Annotated in this window: 17 protein-coding genes; 11 read left to right on the top strand and 6 right to left on the bottom strand. The window is 67.5% G+C overall.

Features of this window, described 5'->3' with window-relative positions:
• Positions 1–10 precede the first annotated feature (10 nt).
• The 4 genes from GO488_RS14045 (at position 11) to GO488_RS14030 (ending at position 3,028) form a co-directional block, all read left to right on the top strand.
• The gene (locus tag GO488_RS14045) at positions 11–463 is read left to right on the top strand and encodes a pyridoxamine 5'-phosphate oxidase family protein (protein WP_162318446.1); all 453 of its coding nucleotides are present in this window, start codon (positions 11–13) and stop codon (positions 461–463) included.
• Positions 464–577: 114 nt separating this feature from the next.
• Positions 578–1,873 carry an O-acetylhomoserine aminocarboxypropyltransferase/cysteine synthase family protein gene (locus tag GO488_RS14040; protein ID WP_162318445.1) on the top strand — a complete coding sequence of 432 codons (1,296 nt, stop codon included), beginning with the start codon at positions 578–580 and terminating at the stop codon, positions 1,871–1,873.
• A 180-nt stretch (positions 1,874–2,053) separates the two neighbouring features.
• Positions 2,054–2,629 carry a DoxX family membrane protein gene (locus GO488_RS14035; RefSeq protein ID WP_162318444.1) on the top strand — a complete coding sequence of 192 codons (576 nt, stop codon included), beginning with the start codon at positions 2,054–2,056 and terminating at the stop codon, positions 2,627–2,629.
• A 90-nt stretch (positions 2,630–2,719) separates the two neighbouring features.
• On the top strand, positions 2,720–3,028 hold the full coding sequence (locus GO488_RS14030; protein ID WP_162318443.1) for a DUF7521 family protein: 309 nt from the start codon (positions 2,720–2,722) through the stop codon (positions 3,026–3,028).
• Between the two features lie 10 nt (positions 3,029–3,038).
• On the opposite strand, the gene serB is transcribed toward GO488_RS14030, so the two are convergent.
• Positions 3,039–3,671 (bottom strand): phosphoserine phosphatase SerB, encoded by a 633-nt coding sequence (gene serB / locus GO488_RS14025; RefSeq protein WP_162318442.1) that lies wholly within the window; start codon positions 3,669–3,671, stop codon positions 3,039–3,041.
• A gap of 200 nt (positions 3,672–3,871) precedes the next feature.
• On the opposite strand from serB, the gene GO488_RS14020 reads away from it, so the two are divergent.
• A complete protein-coding gene (locus GO488_RS14020) occupies positions 3,872–4,795 on the top strand; it encodes a bile acid:sodium symporter family protein (protein ID WP_162318441.1) in 924 nt (307 codons plus the stop codon).
• 24 nt (positions 4,796–4,819) lie between these two features.
• Here the strand turns inward: GO488_RS14020 and GO488_RS14015 are convergent, their stop codons facing one another.
• The gene (locus tag GO488_RS14015; RefSeq protein ID WP_162318440.1) at positions 4,820–7,003 is read right to left on the bottom strand and encodes an ATP-dependent DNA helicase; all 2,184 of its coding nucleotides are present in this window, start codon (positions 7,001–7,003) and stop codon (positions 4,820–4,822) included.
• A 77-nt stretch (positions 7,004–7,080) separates the two neighbouring features.
• On the opposite strand from GO488_RS14015, the gene GO488_RS14010 reads away from it, so the two are divergent.
• Positions 7,081–7,824 (top strand): hypothetical protein, encoded by a 744-nt coding sequence (locus GO488_RS14010; protein ID WP_162318439.1) that lies wholly within the window; start codon positions 7,081–7,083, stop codon positions 7,822–7,824.
• On the opposite strand, the gene GO488_RS14005 is transcribed toward GO488_RS14010, so the two are convergent.
• Entirely contained in the window at positions 7,815–8,798 is a 984-nt protein-coding gene (locus tag GO488_RS14005) for a cation diffusion facilitator family transporter (RefSeq protein WP_162318438.1), read from the bottom strand. The genes GO488_RS14010 and GO488_RS14005 overlap by 10 nt on opposite strands.
• Before the next feature lie 66 nt (positions 8,799–8,864).
• On the opposite strand from GO488_RS14005, the gene GO488_RS14000 reads away from it, so the two are divergent.
• Entirely contained in the window at positions 8,865–9,374 is a 510-nt protein-coding gene (locus GO488_RS14000) for a metallophosphoesterase (RefSeq protein WP_162318437.1), read from the top strand.
• 162 nt (positions 9,375–9,536) lie between these two features.
• On the opposite strand, the gene GO488_RS13995 is transcribed toward GO488_RS14000, so the two are convergent.
• The gene (locus tag GO488_RS13995) at positions 9,537–10,205 is read right to left on the bottom strand and encodes an ArsR/SmtB family transcription factor (RefSeq protein WP_162318436.1); all 669 of its coding nucleotides are present in this window, start codon (positions 10,203–10,205) and stop codon (positions 9,537–9,539) included.
• A gap of 160 nt (positions 10,206–10,365) precedes the next feature.
• Between GO488_RS13995 and GO488_RS20100 the strand changes: the two genes are divergently transcribed.
• Complete coding sequence (locus GO488_RS20100) at positions 10,366–10,488, top strand: DUF7859 family protein (protein WP_277814713.1); 123 nt, start codon at positions 10,366–10,368, stop codon at positions 10,486–10,488.
• Between the two features lie 43 nt (positions 10,489–10,531).
• The gene (locus GO488_RS13990) at positions 10,532–11,623 is read left to right on the top strand and encodes an aminopeptidase (protein WP_162318435.1); all 1,092 of its coding nucleotides are present in this window, start codon (positions 10,532–10,534) and stop codon (positions 11,621–11,623) included.
• Between the two features lie 208 nt (positions 11,624–11,831).
• On the opposite strand, the gene GO488_RS13985 is transcribed toward GO488_RS13990, so the two are convergent.
• A complete protein-coding gene (locus GO488_RS13985; RefSeq protein WP_162318434.1) occupies positions 11,832–12,563 on the bottom strand; it encodes a class I SAM-dependent methyltransferase in 732 nt (243 codons plus the stop codon).
• 158 nt (positions 12,564–12,721) lie between these two features.
• Here GO488_RS13985 and GO488_RS13980 point away from each other — a divergent pair, with 158 nt between their 5' ends.
• Together GO488_RS13980 and GO488_RS13975 are read left to right on the top strand one after the other, a co-directional pair.
• A complete protein-coding gene (locus GO488_RS13980) occupies positions 12,722–13,096 on the top strand; it encodes a YccF domain-containing protein (protein ID WP_162318433.1) in 375 nt (124 codons plus the stop codon).
• A gap of 40 nt (positions 13,097–13,136) precedes the next feature.
• A complete protein-coding gene (locus tag GO488_RS13975; RefSeq protein ID WP_162318432.1) occupies positions 13,137–13,457 on the top strand; it encodes a zinc ribbon domain-containing protein in 321 nt (106 codons plus the stop codon).
• Here the strand turns inward: GO488_RS13975 and GO488_RS13970 are convergent.
• A complete protein-coding gene (locus tag GO488_RS13970) occupies positions 13,454–14,299 on the bottom strand; it encodes a DUF2157 domain-containing protein (protein WP_162318431.1) in 846 nt (281 codons plus the stop codon). The genes GO488_RS13975 and GO488_RS13970 overlap by 4 nt on opposite strands.
• Positions 14,300–14,333 lie beyond the last annotated feature (34 nt).

Here is a 14,333-nt window from a genome sequence, read left to right as displayed (position 1 = left end):
CACGCCGGTCATGGAGATCGTCGAAAACACGCTCGACACCTCGATAGACGAGTTCCTCGCCCGCCCGCTGTTTTGCTTCCTCGCGCAGTCGTCGGCTGCCGGGCCGCGGGTCTCGCCGCTGTGGTTCCGCTGGGAGGACGAACAGGTGTGGCTCGTCGCGATGGAAGACGGGCGTTCGTACCCCGACCGGGTCCGGGAGTACCCCGACTGCGCGCTCGCAGTCGTCGATTTCGACCCGAAATCGGGGGCCGTCGAACACGTCGGGATGCGCGGGACGGCGACGCTCGAAGCCTACGACGCCTCCCGAGCGGGGCGGTTGCTCCGGAAGTACCTCGGTTCCGATCGAGACGAATGGGACGAGCGGTTTCGCGGACTCGGCGGCGACGGCTACGGGCTCGTCCGCTTCGACCCCGAGACGGCGGTCGCGCGCGACCAGTCTTACGCCGGGTCGCTGCAGACCTGAGCGCCGGCCCGTTCGTCCGCGACGACGGCAGATATCCGCCGGTATCCCGGATTCCGAGGGCGTGTCGCCGCTGCCAGCGAGACTTAAGGGGGTCCACCGTGACAGGGCGGGTGTATGAGCAACGACGACCGCCAGTTCGAGACAGACGCGCTCCACGTCGGACAGGAAACGCCGGACGCCGAGGCCCGCGCGCGCGCCCCGCCGATCTATCAGACCACCTCCTACGTCTTCGAGGACGCCGAGGACGCCGCCGCCCAGTTCGCCCTGGAGAAACCGGGACACATCTACTCGCGGCTGATGAACCCCACCGTCGGGATGTTGCAGGAACGACTGGCCGCGCTCGAAGGCGGGGTCGGGGCCGTCGCCACCGCCTCGGGGATGGCCTCGCTCAACCTCGCGACGTTCCTGCTGGCCGACGTCGGCGACAACGTCGTCACCGCCTCCTCGCTGTACGGCGGCACCTACACCTACTACACCCACACCGCGCCGCGAAACGGCGTCGAGACGCGCTTCGTCGACACGCTGGACTACGACGCCTACGAGGAGGCCATCGACGACGACACCGCCTACGTCCACTGTGAGACCATCGGCAACCCGGCGCTCGTCACTCCCGACTTCGAGCGGCTCGCGGAGATCGCTCACGACCACGGCGTCCCCTTCTTCGTGGACAACACCTTCGCCACGCCGTACCTCTGTAACCCCATCGAGCACGGCGCGGACCTCGTCTGGAACTCCACGACGAAGTGGATCCACGGCCACGGCACCACCGTCGGCGGCGTCCTCGTCGACGGCGGGTCGTTCCCGTGGGACGAGTACGAAGAGAAGTACCCCGAGATCGCCGGCGACAACCCGGCGTACCACGGCGTCAACTTCGAAGAGCGCTTCGGCGACGCGGCGTTCACCTACGCCGCCATCGCCCGCGGCCTGCGCGACCTGGGCTGTCAGCAGTCGCCCTTCGACGCCTGGCAGACCATGCAGGGCCTCGAGACCCTCCCCGCGCGGATGGACCGCCACTGCGACAACGCGATGACCGTCGCGGAGTTCCTAGAGGACCACCCGGAAGTGTCGTGGGTCACCTACCCCGGTCTCGAGAGCCACGAGACCCACGACGCCGCGAGCGAGTATCTCGACGGCGGCTACGGCGGCATGATCACGTTCGGGCTCGAAGACGGCTACGACGCCGCCCGGACCACCGTCGAGTCCACCGAAATCGCCTCTCTCCTGGCGAACGTCGGCGACGCGAAGACGCTCGTCATCCACCCCGCGTCGACGACCCACCAGCAGCTCACCGACGAGGAGAAGGCCGCCGCGGGCGTCACCGACGACATGGTTCGCCTCTCGGTGGGGACCGAGGCGGTCGAGGACATCGTCGCGGATCTGGACCAGGCCATTGGGCAGGCGACGCGGTAGCGCCGTCGATCACGGGAACGCGACTCGGCCGTTCGACGGCCGCCGTCTGCGACCGGCGTTCGGTCCGGCGCTCAGCGACCGACTGACGGCGACAGACGCGCTCTGTTCCCACTCTGTGGGAACGCTCTCCTCGATTCAAGGGGTGGCGGGTCCAACTCTCACCTGTAGAGGGAACCAATCATGTCCACCAACACCCGACGCCTCGACGCGGAACTGTTCGGCCGCGAGACCGACTTCGAGTACTCCGAGCACTGGATCGGCTACGCCATCCTCGCGCTCCGGGTCACGATGGGGTGGGTCTTGCTGCAGGGCGGCCTCACGAAACTCATCACGTACCTCGACGCCGACCCGGCGAACGACTGGACGGCGGCCGGTTACCTCGCCAGCGCCATCCCCGAGGGCAACCCCTTCGTGGGGATGTGGGGCGCGATGGCCGGCAGCCCGATGGTCGACCTGCTCGTGATGTGGGGGCTCACCCTCACCGGGATCGGCCTCATCGTCGGCGCGTTCGTCCGCTGGAACGCGTTCTGGGGCGCGGTCATGATGATGATGTTCTGGGCGGCGAGCCTCCAGGGCGGTCTCATGGCCGGGCTCCCCATCGCCCACGGCTGGGTCGTCGACGACCACGTCGTCTACGCGGCGCTCCTGTTCGGCCTCGGTGCGATCGGCGCGGGCCGCATCCTCGGGCTGGACGCCTACCTGGAGAAACTGGAGGTCGTGAAAGAGAACGCGTGGCTCCGCGCGCTCCTCGGGTGAGGACCGTGCGGCCACCTCGTTCGCTACCCGAGAGCCCGGTGGCGGGACAGCCGAGACCGACCCTCCGCTTCGACGTGAGGGGGGACTGATATGGACCCGGCACTCGCGACCGTCCTCGTGGTGATAACCAGCGCCGTCGTGTTGGTCCTCGGCGGCGTCGTCACCCACCTCGCCTACCGAGCGGCCCGCCGGAGCGGATCGCCGGTCATGCGGCGGTTCGCCGTCGGATTCGGGCTCGTCACCCTCGGCCTCCTGCTGGGCGGCGGCGTCCACCAGATGCTCGGCTGGGGGTTTCTGGACGGCGTCCTCGTCCAACGCGTGGTGACGGCGCTGGGATTCGGCCTGCTCGTCCACTCGCTGTACAGCCACGCCGATCCCGAGTCCGCGTCGAGGTCGTGACCGCCTCGCCTCAGAGGATATCCCGTTCTTCGAGGAGGTCGTACAGTTCCTCCATCGTCGAAACGGTCACGTCACACGAGGGCGCGACGGCCGGCTTCGGTTCGAACCCGATCGCGAGCTCGGCGACCTCCAGCATCGGGAGGTCGTTCGCGCCGTCGCCGACCGCGACGGTCCGGTCGCGGTCCTCGCCGGTGATGGCCGTCGCCACTTCCAGCGCGTCGTCTTTCGTCCCCTCGATGAGCGGCCCCTCGACCTCGCCGGTGAGTTTCCCGTCGGCGACGGGGAGGCGGTTGGCGACGATGGCGTCGACTTCGACGCCTTCCTTCGCGAGTGCGGCCTCGACGCCGCGTTCGAACCCGCCGGTGAGGACGGCGACGTAGTGGCCTGCCTCGCGCAGCGCTTCGATGACCTCGCCCGCGCCGGGGCGCAGCTCCACCTCGTCGAAGGCCGCCTGCGCTTCCTCGTCGGGCAGGTCTTCGAGCAGCGCACAGCGCTGGCGCAGGCTCTCCGCGTACTCGATCTCGTCGTTCATCGCCCGCTCGGTGATGTCGGCCATGTCCTGTGCGGTGCCGTTCCGTTTCCCGAGCAACACCGTCATCTCCGAGTCCGAGAGCGTCCCGTCGAAGTCGAACGCGATTAGCATTGCCCGGTGGTTTCGCGCGGAGGGTTTCAAACCATCCGGTTTCCTCGTACGGGAGCGGTCTGTGCGAACGCGCGGCCCGACGGCCGCTGTCCCGTGAGCGGCGACGCCTTCTTCACCGATAGCACACGCGACTCGCGTCCCTAGGTATCCGAGCCGGAACGCGAACGAACAAACCGCGGCGGACCAAGTCGAACACGTCGATGTCGAACTCCCCCCTCGCCCGCGTCGCCGCGCTCGTCGACGAGTGGCTCCTGCTCTGGGTCGTTCTCGCGGTTCTCGTCGGGGTGGCCGTCCCCTCTATTGGCGCGCTTTCCCGGCTATCGACGCCGATTCTGGCGGTCATGATCGGATCGGTGTCACTGACGCTCTCGCCAGAGCGGTTCCGGGAGGTCCGAGGTCGCGCGGTGCTCGCCATCTTGCTCGCACAGACGGCGATGCCGCTTCTCGGGTTCGCGATCGCGTCCGCGCTCTCCCTGTCGCCGGCGCTGACCGCGGGGTTCGTGGTCGTCGGAGCGGTGACGCCGGAGCTGGTCACGCCGACGATGACGGAACTCGGTGGCGGCGATACGGCGCTGGCGACGACGGCGCTCCTCCTCGTCGGACTCGGCACGCTCGCGGTGGTCCCCGGCGCGACGACGGCGCTGCTGGGCGCGTCCGTCACGGTCGACGCCGTCGCCATCGTCGAGCAACTGCTGCTCGCCGTCGTCCTGCCGATGACGCTGGCCGTTTCGCTCCGGTCTCGGTGGCCGGAGCGTATCGGCGCGTACGACGACCTCTACCCGTCCGTCTCCGGCGTCATGGTCGTCCTCCTCGTCGGTATCGTCACCGCGTCGAACGCGTCGCTCGTCCGCGGCGGCGGCGTGACGCTGCTCGTCGTCGCGGGCGGCGCGGTCGCCCTCAACTGCACCGGCTACGCCCTCGGCTGGACCGTCGGGGCTCGGCTCACCCGGCCGGAACGCATCGCGACCGCCCTCTCGGTTGGAATGCGGGACTTCGCGGTCGCCGCCGCGATCCTCGTCGGCGCGGGCTTTCCCCCGGCGGCGACGCTCCCCGCGGTCGCGTTCGGTATCGTCGAGATGGCCACCAGCGCCGGACTGGCGAAGTGGTTCGGCAGGGCGCGGTGAGGTCGGCGACGAGCCGATACCGCCCTACGGCTTCGGCGGCGGCCCGTCGTACGCCCGCATGTCCTGATAGAAGTTCAACAGCGCGAACTTGAGCTTGTCCGGGGCGACGTCGACCATCTCGCTGCGCTCCTCGGGCGGGAACGTCCCGCGGACCGCGTAGTCGTGCATCTCCATCTCGGCTCCCTGCGTGTAGCGCGTGTCTAAGAGGATGCGAGCGCCGAAGTCCTCGGGCGAGCGGACCACCCGACCGAGGGCCTGTCTGGTCTTTCGAACGGTCGGGATCTCGACGGCGTAGCGCCAGCCGGCCTCTTCTGCGTCCGCGTCGTCGGCGAAGGCGGTCCCGTAGGCGTCCTGAACGGCTTCCATTCGGTCGTCGAGATGGGGGTAGGGGACGCCGACCACGACGACGGTGCGGGCGTCGTCGCCGTCGTAGCTCACACCCTCCCCGAGGGTGCCCCACAGCGAGGTAAAGAGGACGCCATCGTCGCCGTCGGTGAACGCTTCGCGGAGGTCGTGCGCCTGTTTGCCGGGTTCGTCGAGATAGCGCGTGCCGCTGACGGCGACCATGTCGTGGTAGCGCTCGGCCTCGCTGTAGGAGGGACAGAAGACGAGCGTATTTCCGGGGGTAAAGCGGATGACGTCCTCCAAGGTGCGCGCGATGGTCCGCTGGGTCTCGGGGTCGTCGCGTTCGCTCGAAAAGAGCGCGGGACCGTCGACGGAGTACGTCCGGCGGCGCTCCTCGGGGAACTGCGCGCCGTAGGCCATCGTCACCGGGTCCGAGAGGCCGACCACGTCCTCGGTCACGTCGAAGGGGCGCAACGTCGCGCTCATCAGCACCGAGGCGTGTAAGTCCTCGAAGAGGTCGCGGGTCACTTCCTCGGGGATGCAGGTGTACAGCTCGGCGCGGCCGTAGACGTCGCCGCTGCTCTCGTCCCGGCGGACGCTCGCGACGGGGTACTGGCCGGCGTCGTCGGACTCGGCCAGCCACTCGGCGAGGAACGTCGCCGCCTGCAGGGTCTGACACTCCTTGCGGGTGTCGCGTTTCCCGTCTTTGAACTCCTCCTCGTAGCGGGCGTCCAGGTCCCGGCCGAGGTCGACCGCTTTGTCGACCTCTTCGGGGAAGCCGGGGCCGGTGTATCCCTGCAGGAAGGAAAGCGTCAGGTCGTCCTTCCGATCGTCGTTGGCGACGGTGACGTCCTCCCAGCGGTCGTCGACCGCCTCGCGGTCGCCGAAGCCGAAGGAGTCCTCGTAGGTCTCGACCAGCGCGTCGCGGAACGTCTCGAGGACGTTGGCAGCGTTGGGCGCGCGCGAGTCCTCGACGCCGTCCAGTTCGTCCAGCGCCTGGTCCAGCGTGTTCTCGGTGAGCGTGCGCCGGGCGTGGTCGCGCGCCGCCGACTCGACGTTGTGAGCCTCGTCGAAGACGGCGACGACGTCCTCGGGGTCCCGGCCGAGCCAGCGGAAGAACTGCTCGCGGATGGTCGGGTCCAGCAGGTGGTGGTAGTTACACACCACGAGGTCGACGCCGTCCATCCCCTCCTTGAGCAGTTCGTACCCGCACATCCCCTGCTGCTCGGCGTACTCGTAGACGTCGTCGGGCGTGCGCACGTCGTCGTAGAGCCACGCGTAGAACTCCTCGGTGTTCTCGGTGAGGTTTCGGTAGTAGTGCTCACAGACGGAGCGCTCCTCGCGGAGTTCTTCCTGCTGCTCCTGCAGGTCGCGCAGTTCGTCGACGACGGCGTTGCGAGCGTCCATCGCCTCGCTGCTGCCAGCCTGTCCCTCTTCTAAGAGTTCGCCCTCGCGGCGTTCGAGGGCCGCGATGTCTTCCTCGACGTCGACGAGTTCGCGGGTCGTGTCCCGCAGGGCCTGACACTCCTCGTAGTCCACGTCGATGTGACACATCGACCCCTTGCCGCGGAAGACGACCGCGCGGAGGCGCTCCTTCCGCGTGATCGCGCGGGCGTCCTCGACGAACTGGCGCATCTGCTGGTGGACGTTCGTCGTGATGACGACGGTCTTGCCCGTCTCGCGGGCGTGTTCGAGCGCCGGGACCAGCGAGGCCAGCGTCTTGCCGGTGCCACACGCACCCTCGAAGAGGACGTCACGGCCCTCGTCTAAGGCGTCGTAGATAGTCGACATCGCCTCTCGCTGGTGGTCGTACGGCTGATCGTACGGGAAAAAGCGGAGGTAGCCGTCGTCGGTCGTCGCCACGGAGTCCGGTTGGTCGCTCTCGGGCAAAAGGGTTCGGCCCCGGCAGCCACTTGTCGCGTCGCCCCCAGTGTGCGAGTATGTGGCGTCCGCTGCTCGTCGTCACGGTTGTCGCCCTCGCGGGCTGTTCGGGGTTCTTGGCGACTGGCGAGGCGAGCGACGCTAGAACGACGCTGACGCCCGCGCCGGTCCCCGAACCGACGGCGACGCCGGTCGAACTGCCCCGAGAAAACGGGAGCGTCGACCTCGACAGAGTGATCGACCGACACGAGGCGGCGCTGGCCGAGCGGAGTTTCCATCGGCACGTCGAACGCGAGGGCCCGCAGAACACGCGGGACGTCTGGATCGACCGCGACGGCGGCGTCGTTCGCGTCCGGCAGACGTTCGGCCCGCTGACCGACGACGCCATCGTCGCCGGCGGCGTCGTCTATCGGAGCGTTCGCGACGACCCGGAGCGGGACTACGTAACCGACGAGAGCGACGGCCGGATTCCCTACGTCTTCTCGGCGTCCGGCGCGCCGCGGCTCAGACAGGTACTCGACGCCGAGGACTACGACCGGGTGGGGACCGTCCGACGGGTCGGTCGCCCGCTCGCGGTCGTCGCCTCGAACGACACGGGCGTGTCCCGCTCCGGGGCCGACCCGAACCAGGCGGTCGCGGTGCGCTCGCGCATCTACGTCGATAGGCAGGGGATCGTCAGGGGCGTCGAGCACTGGGAGCGACGGAAGGACGGCACCGTCGTCGAACTCCGGATGCGGGTCCGGACGGGAATCGACCGCGTGCCGATACCGTGGTGGGCCGAGGACGCGGCTATCTACGGCTGATCGCTGATTTCGGGCTCGATGTATATCTTTCTGATGTCCTCGTTAGTCGCCTGCAGCTCGTCCTCGATGGCGGTGATGGCGTCGTCGATCTCGGTCGTGCTGAGCCCTTTGACGAACGCCACGTCCGCAGAGAGGATCACCTCGTTGGGCCCGAAGTAGATCGTCCGGAAGTCGATTATCTCGGCGACGTGCTCGTCGCTGCGGATGACCTCACGCAGGCGGTCGTTCTCCGACTTCGGGAGGCTCTCGCCCAACAGGAGGCGCTTGTTCTCCCACGCCAGGGCCACGGCGAAGCCCATGAGCATGATACCGATGAGCAGCGCCGAGAGCCGGTCGAAGACCGGGTTGCCGGTCTGCTGTTCCAAGAACAGCCCTGTGAGGGCGATGACGATGCCCGACAGCGCGATCGTGTCCTCGGTCAGCGCCGTCAGCGTCGTCACGTCGCTGGTCTTGCGGAACGCCTCCCGGTAGCTCCCCCAGTCGTTGCGGTTCATCTGCCGTCGCATCTCGGCGCGGGCTTTCACCAGCGCGTACGCCTCGAAGACGAACGCGCCGATCAGGACCGTGTAGTTGACCATCAGCGGGTCGAGCCACGCCGGGGGCTGGAAACTGAAGAAGAGGAACTCGACGGCTTCGCCGGCGTGCTCGCCGCCGCCGTGTCCGCCGCTGGTCAGTTCGTTGTAGCCGTGCTTGGCGCTCTCCCACCCGGCGATACCGAACAGGAGGACTGAGACGAGGAAGCTGTAGAAGAACTGTGCCTTCCCGTAGCCAAACGGGTGGTTTCGGTCGGGGTCTCGGCCGCTGTAGCGGATGCCGATGAGGAGGAACACCTGATTGCCGGTGTCGGAGATGCTGTGGTACGTTTCCGAGAGCATCGCGGCGCTCCCGGTCAGCAGGAAGCCGAAGAACTTCAGGACGGCGATGGCTCCGTTGGCGACGAGGGCGGCGAGGACGACTGATTTACTGCCTGCCATTACCCACACCACACGAGGCGGGCGGAAAGTGGTTCTGGATTTACGTCCGCGGTGTGAAGGGGCGGTATGCTCACCGTTATCTCTGACACGCACGGGACCGACGGCCATCGCTTGGAAGGCGAGACGCTCGCGGCCGTCCGCGAGGCCGACCGCGTCGTCCACGCCGGCGACTTCACCACCGAGACCGTGCTCGACGCCGTCGAATCGGAAACGACAGCGCTCACGGCGGTGTACGGCAACAACGACACGCGAGGGGTCCGAGGCCGACTCACCGACGTCGCGACGCTTTCGTGGGCGGGACTGACGGTTCTCGTCGTCCACGGCCACGAACACACCGAGACGGCGCTCTCGATGCTCGCCCGACAGGAGGACGCCGACGTGGTCGTCGTCGGTCACTCGCACCGACCCGAACTCGCCGAACTGGACGGCCGACTGCTCGTCAACCCCGGGAGCTACGCCGACCCGCGGCGGTACGAACCGGCACACGCGGAACTCGACGTCGAGGACGGGCGTCTCACCGTTCGATTGCGTTCGCCCGACGGGACGACCGTCTCCTCGATAACGCGAAAGCGGTGAGGGGCCGGCGGCCGAAACGGCGTGCCGGCCGCATCGTCGTCGAAGCCGAATGCCAGTAGATGTCAGTGTGACCCGTGACGCGCCGAGCGGGTCGGCACGCATGTGAACGTACTGCACGGCAAATAAAGGAGTTACCGGAGAGTGAAACGGGCGTTTGACACTCTATCGGCGCGCGTACCAGATCGCGCCCAGCGCGAAGAGGACGAACGCGCCGCCGGCGAAGAAGGCGAGGCCGGGCGGCAAGCCGGCGACGGCGTCGGCACCGCCCTGCGAGGCGGCGTCGACCGCGTACGGCGTCCCGCCGTCGGCGACGGTCCCGTTCTCGATGTAGAAGCTCGGGTCGACGCCGCCCGTGTCTCCGCTGCCGCTCCGGATCGTGGGGCCGAAGAACGTCCCGAGACCCCGCCCGAACAGCTGCTGAACGAAGAGGGCCGTCAGACCGACGACTGCGAGCCCGCCCAGCAGGTTCGAGATCGCGGCCCGGAGCCCGGAGGTCTCCTTCTCGTCGCCAGCGCAGATGACCAGCGGCTGGTTCGCGGGCGCGAAGACGTCCATCTCCCGGCCCTTCTCGGAGTAAGCCGTGTCGACGACCTCGACGGCACCGGCCTTTTCGAGCTTTTTCAGGTGGTACTGTGCGTTCTGGAGGGAGGTATCGACACGGTCTGCTAACTCCGCCGGCGGCGCCGGCTCGCGGTTGAGCGCCGCCAGGAGGTTACGAGCGGTCTCCGATGAGAGCGCCGACAAGACGTCGTCCGCGTCCTCGCTATCGACCCCGATGACCCGAGGTTCCGCGTCGGGCACTGCCGGGTCCCGAGAGGGCAGCAACGACATGGAATAGCGTATGTTCCATGGTGTTATGAGTCTTCCCCAAGGTACGGTGACCACTTCACCTATCGCTCAAATACGCATTTTACTCTTCGAAATCGACCCGCTCAGCGGTTTTATCCGGAGTGGCGAAACCTCTTTGTCGGCGCGTCCGCAACCGGATGGTATGGACCTTATCACCTACGGTCTCCTCGCCGCGGTACTCGCGTTCTTCTTTTTCATGTACTTAATGCTGCGGCGGACCTTCCTCGGGTTCCGCGAGGGACTCGAAAACAGCAGGGAGAAGTGACCGACGGCGAAAGTGGTTTGGGGCCGTCGCCGGACCTTTCCCTATGGACCCGCGCATCCGCGAACACGCAGAAGTCGTCGTCGACCACTCCGTCGATCTGAGCGAGGGCGACGACGTCGTCATCGACGCCCACCCCGTCGCCGAGGACCTCGTCGTCGCGCTGCACGAACTCGCCGCCGACCGCGGCGCGAACCCCCTCGTCGTCCAGGACCGACTCGGCGAGCGCTATCAGCGCGCCTTCCTCCGCAACCGCGAGGAGTTCGAGACGCCCGGCCACGTCGAGGCGCTCTACGACGCGATGGACGCCTACATCGCCATCCGGGGCAACGCGAACGTCACCGAGACCAGCGACGTGGACCCCGAAACGAACGCGGCCTACCAGCAGGCTCAGCAGCCCTTACTGGCCGAGCGCCTCTCGAAGACGTGGAACCTCACGCAGTACCCGGCGGCCGCCAACGCCCAGCTCGCGCAGATGTCCACCGAGGGCTACGAGAACTTCGTCTGGGACGCCGTCAACAAGGACTGGGACGCGGTCCGAGAACACCAGTCACAGATGGTCGACATTCTCGACCCCGCCGACGAGGTGCGCATCGTCTCGGGCGATACGACCGACGTGACGATGTCCGTCGCCGGCAACCCGACGCTCAACGACTACGGCGAGAAGAACCTCCCCGGCGGCGAGGTGTTCACCGCGCCCGTCGCCGACAGCGTCGAGGGCGAGGTGCTGTTCGACAAGCCGCTCTACCACCAGGGCCGCGAGGTCACGGACGTCTACCTCGACTTCGAGGGCGGCGAGGTCGTCGACCACAGCGCCGGCAAGAACGAGGAAGTACTCACCGAGGTGCTGGAGACCGACGACGGCGCGAACCGACTGGGCGAACTCGGCATCGGGATGAACCGCGACATCGACCGGTTCACATACAACATGCTGTTCGACGAGAAGATGGGCGACACCGTCCACATGGCCGTCGGCCGCGCCTACGAGGACACCGTCGGCGAGGACAACGAACAGAACGACTCGGCCGTTCACGTCGACATGATCGTCGACATGAGCGAGGACTCGCGTATTGAAGTGGACGGCGAAGTGGTCCAGCGGGACGGGACGTTCGAGTTCGAGGACGGGTTCGAGGGCTGAGTACCGCGCCGAGCCGAGCGAGGCGCGGCCTTTTTCATCGACGTTTTTGCGCGAGTGGTCGCCGGAGGCGACCCGATGCGGAAAAAGGTCGGTCGACACGAGCGAGGACTCGCGTATCGAAGTGGACGGCGAAGTGGTCCAGCGGGACGGGACGTTCAAGTTCGAAGAGGGGTTCTGAGGAGTTCTAGTACGCCGCAGACGCGTATTTCTACGCCGACTTCTCCAGTCGAGCCACGTACTTCGGTCCGTCCTGTTCGACCCCTTCGACGGACCAGACGGTGTCGGCGACCAGATCCCGCATCGTCTCGGGGGCGACGTGGAGGTAGTCGTGCCACTCGCCGACGTACTGCCGGTAGCGGGTCCTGATGCGGACCCGGCCCGGGAGTCGGCCCCGTTCGCGATTTCGCTCGTGATAGTCTAGATGCACCTCTCTATCGGTGATCCTCGGGTCCATGCTGGCGGCGACGAGCGTGGCGTCGTCGGTGGTCACGGCGGCGAGACTACCGAGGACGGCGGGCGCTCGCTCGGCGCTCCCGACCAGTCCGAAGTTGTTGCCGAGCATGACGACGGCGTCGAATCGCTGGTTCAATTCCCCGACGTCGGCGACGTCCAGGATTCGAGCGTCCGCGACGCCGCGATCTCGGGCGACTCGGAGCGCCCCCGGCGAGCGGTCGATACCCGTCACGTCGTGGCCGCGCTCCTGCAACGCCAGCGCGTGGCGGCCGGGGCCACAGCCCGCGTCGAGGACGCGGCCCTCGGCCCACTCGATGGCGGTGCGGTCGAGTGCCTCCCACTCCTCGGGCCGTTCGAAGTACACTTCCGGTCCACCGGGCAGTTCCAGCAGACCGTCGTCTCGCTCGACCGCCTCGAAGGCGTCACCGCGCTCGTGGTAGTCGAGACACATCGCGCCGAACGCGTCGGTCTCGGGGAGGTCGGACATGGCGTAGCCGTCGGCAGGTCGATAGAAAAGTGTTGCTCAAGCGTGTAATAGAATGGCAACGTACGGGCGCGTCGAGGCTCAGACCTCGACGAGATGCGCGCTTGCCCGTGCTGACGCCCGACAGCAGGCTTATCTCCGCCGCTGGGCTATCTCCACCCATGAGCGACCAACCCGCCCTCTTCGTTCGCGCCCTCTGGTTCCTACTGGTGGGGTGGTGGGCGACCGGCATCTGGCTCTCCGTCGCCTGGCTGTTGAACATCACTATCATCGGCATTCCGCTGGGTATCTGGATGATAAATCAGGTGCCGATGCTACTGTCGCTGAAGCGCCGCGATCCGCTCGTCGAGAAGCGAGTCGGCGGCGGACAGTACCCGCTCGTCGTTCGCGCGGTGTGGTTCCTGCTGGTCGGCTGGTGGGCCAGCGGCGTCTGGACCGGCGTCGCCTACACGCTGACGCTGACCGTCGTCGGTATCCCGCTGGCCGTCTGGATGTACAACCAACTGCCCTACGTGGTCTCGCTGTATCGCTACTGACCGGCGAAGCGTTCTCGGTGCTCGAGAACTATGTGAACGCATGGCACTCAGCCAGCTGGAGCTGGCGTTTCGCGTCGGTGCGGGGCTGTTCGTCATCGTCGCGCCGACGCTGCTGTTCCTCGCGCTGTGGCGCGGGCTGGAGTCGATGCGCGACGACGAACTCGTCGAGCGAGCGAGACAGCGAGCGGAGAACGCGGAGCGGTCGAGCACGGAGTGGTCCGTCGGTGGGTCCGCCGTATCGGTCGTCCCGGATAGCGGCGCGAGCCGCGCGGAGACGGTCGCCTGTCCGAGTTGCGGGACGGAGAACCGAACCGGCGTTACCTACTGTCAGGCGTGTCTCGGCGAGATCGCCGACCCCTAATCGCGCCGGAGCTCTCCCTCGCCCACCGAGACGATCAGCGTCGGCGCGGAGCGGTCGACGGTGCAGTCGGTGCCTCGTTCGATCGCGACCGCCGCGGGTTCGGTCTGATTGACGTCGACGGGGATGCTCGCCCTGACGCCGAACTCGCGGCTCGCCCCGCCACCGATCGTGTCCGGGCGCTCGTAGTCGGGAAACTCGTAGGAGAGCCACACGTCGTCGCGGGGCACCGCGTCGGTGCCGACCAGACAGCCGTCGAGCGTCGGCAGCGAGAGCGCTCGGGTGAAGACGAACGGGTTGGTCGCGGTCATCGTCCCGACGGCTCGGTCGACGTTCACGTAGCCGCTATCGGGCGCTCTGGCCGGTGGTGAGACGGTCACTGACTCCTCGGTCCGGAGGTCGTAGGTCACGTCCCCGCCCAGCGCGTCGACGCCGACCAGTACCGCGCTCACGAGGAGGAGGGCGACGACGACGCCGGTGGCCGTCCGCCGCGGCACGTCGATGGTCTGCTGGCGGAGGAGGTACCCCAGCGTCACGAACAGCGCCGCCGAGATAGCGAGCAACAGGAACGTCCCGGTCTCGCTCGGTCCGTATCGAATGACGACGTAACCGACGAAGACGACGTAGGCCACCCCGGAGAGCGCGAAGGCGACGACGTCTAAGACGTCCCGCTCGACCGTGACGCCGGCGACGAAGAAGGCGACGAACGCGAGGAACAGCAGGACGGCCTTGACGGTTATCGAGAGGCCGAACACCACGTCGCGGACGAAGTAGAGGAACGCCGCCGCGGCGAAGAGCACCCCGAGCACATACAGGAGTTTTCCGCTGTCGATCTGGAGCTTCATGGAGGTCGCGTGGACAGACACACGAGCTTCATAT

This window comes from Haloarcula limicola (assembly GCF_010119205.1).
Taxonomy (GTDB): domain Archaea; phylum Halobacteriota; class Halobacteria; order Halobacteriales; family Haloarculaceae; genus Haloarcula; species Haloarcula limicola.
The sequence above is the reverse complement of the archived record's forward strand: the minus strand, read 5'-3'. Positions and strand labels throughout refer to the sequence as shown.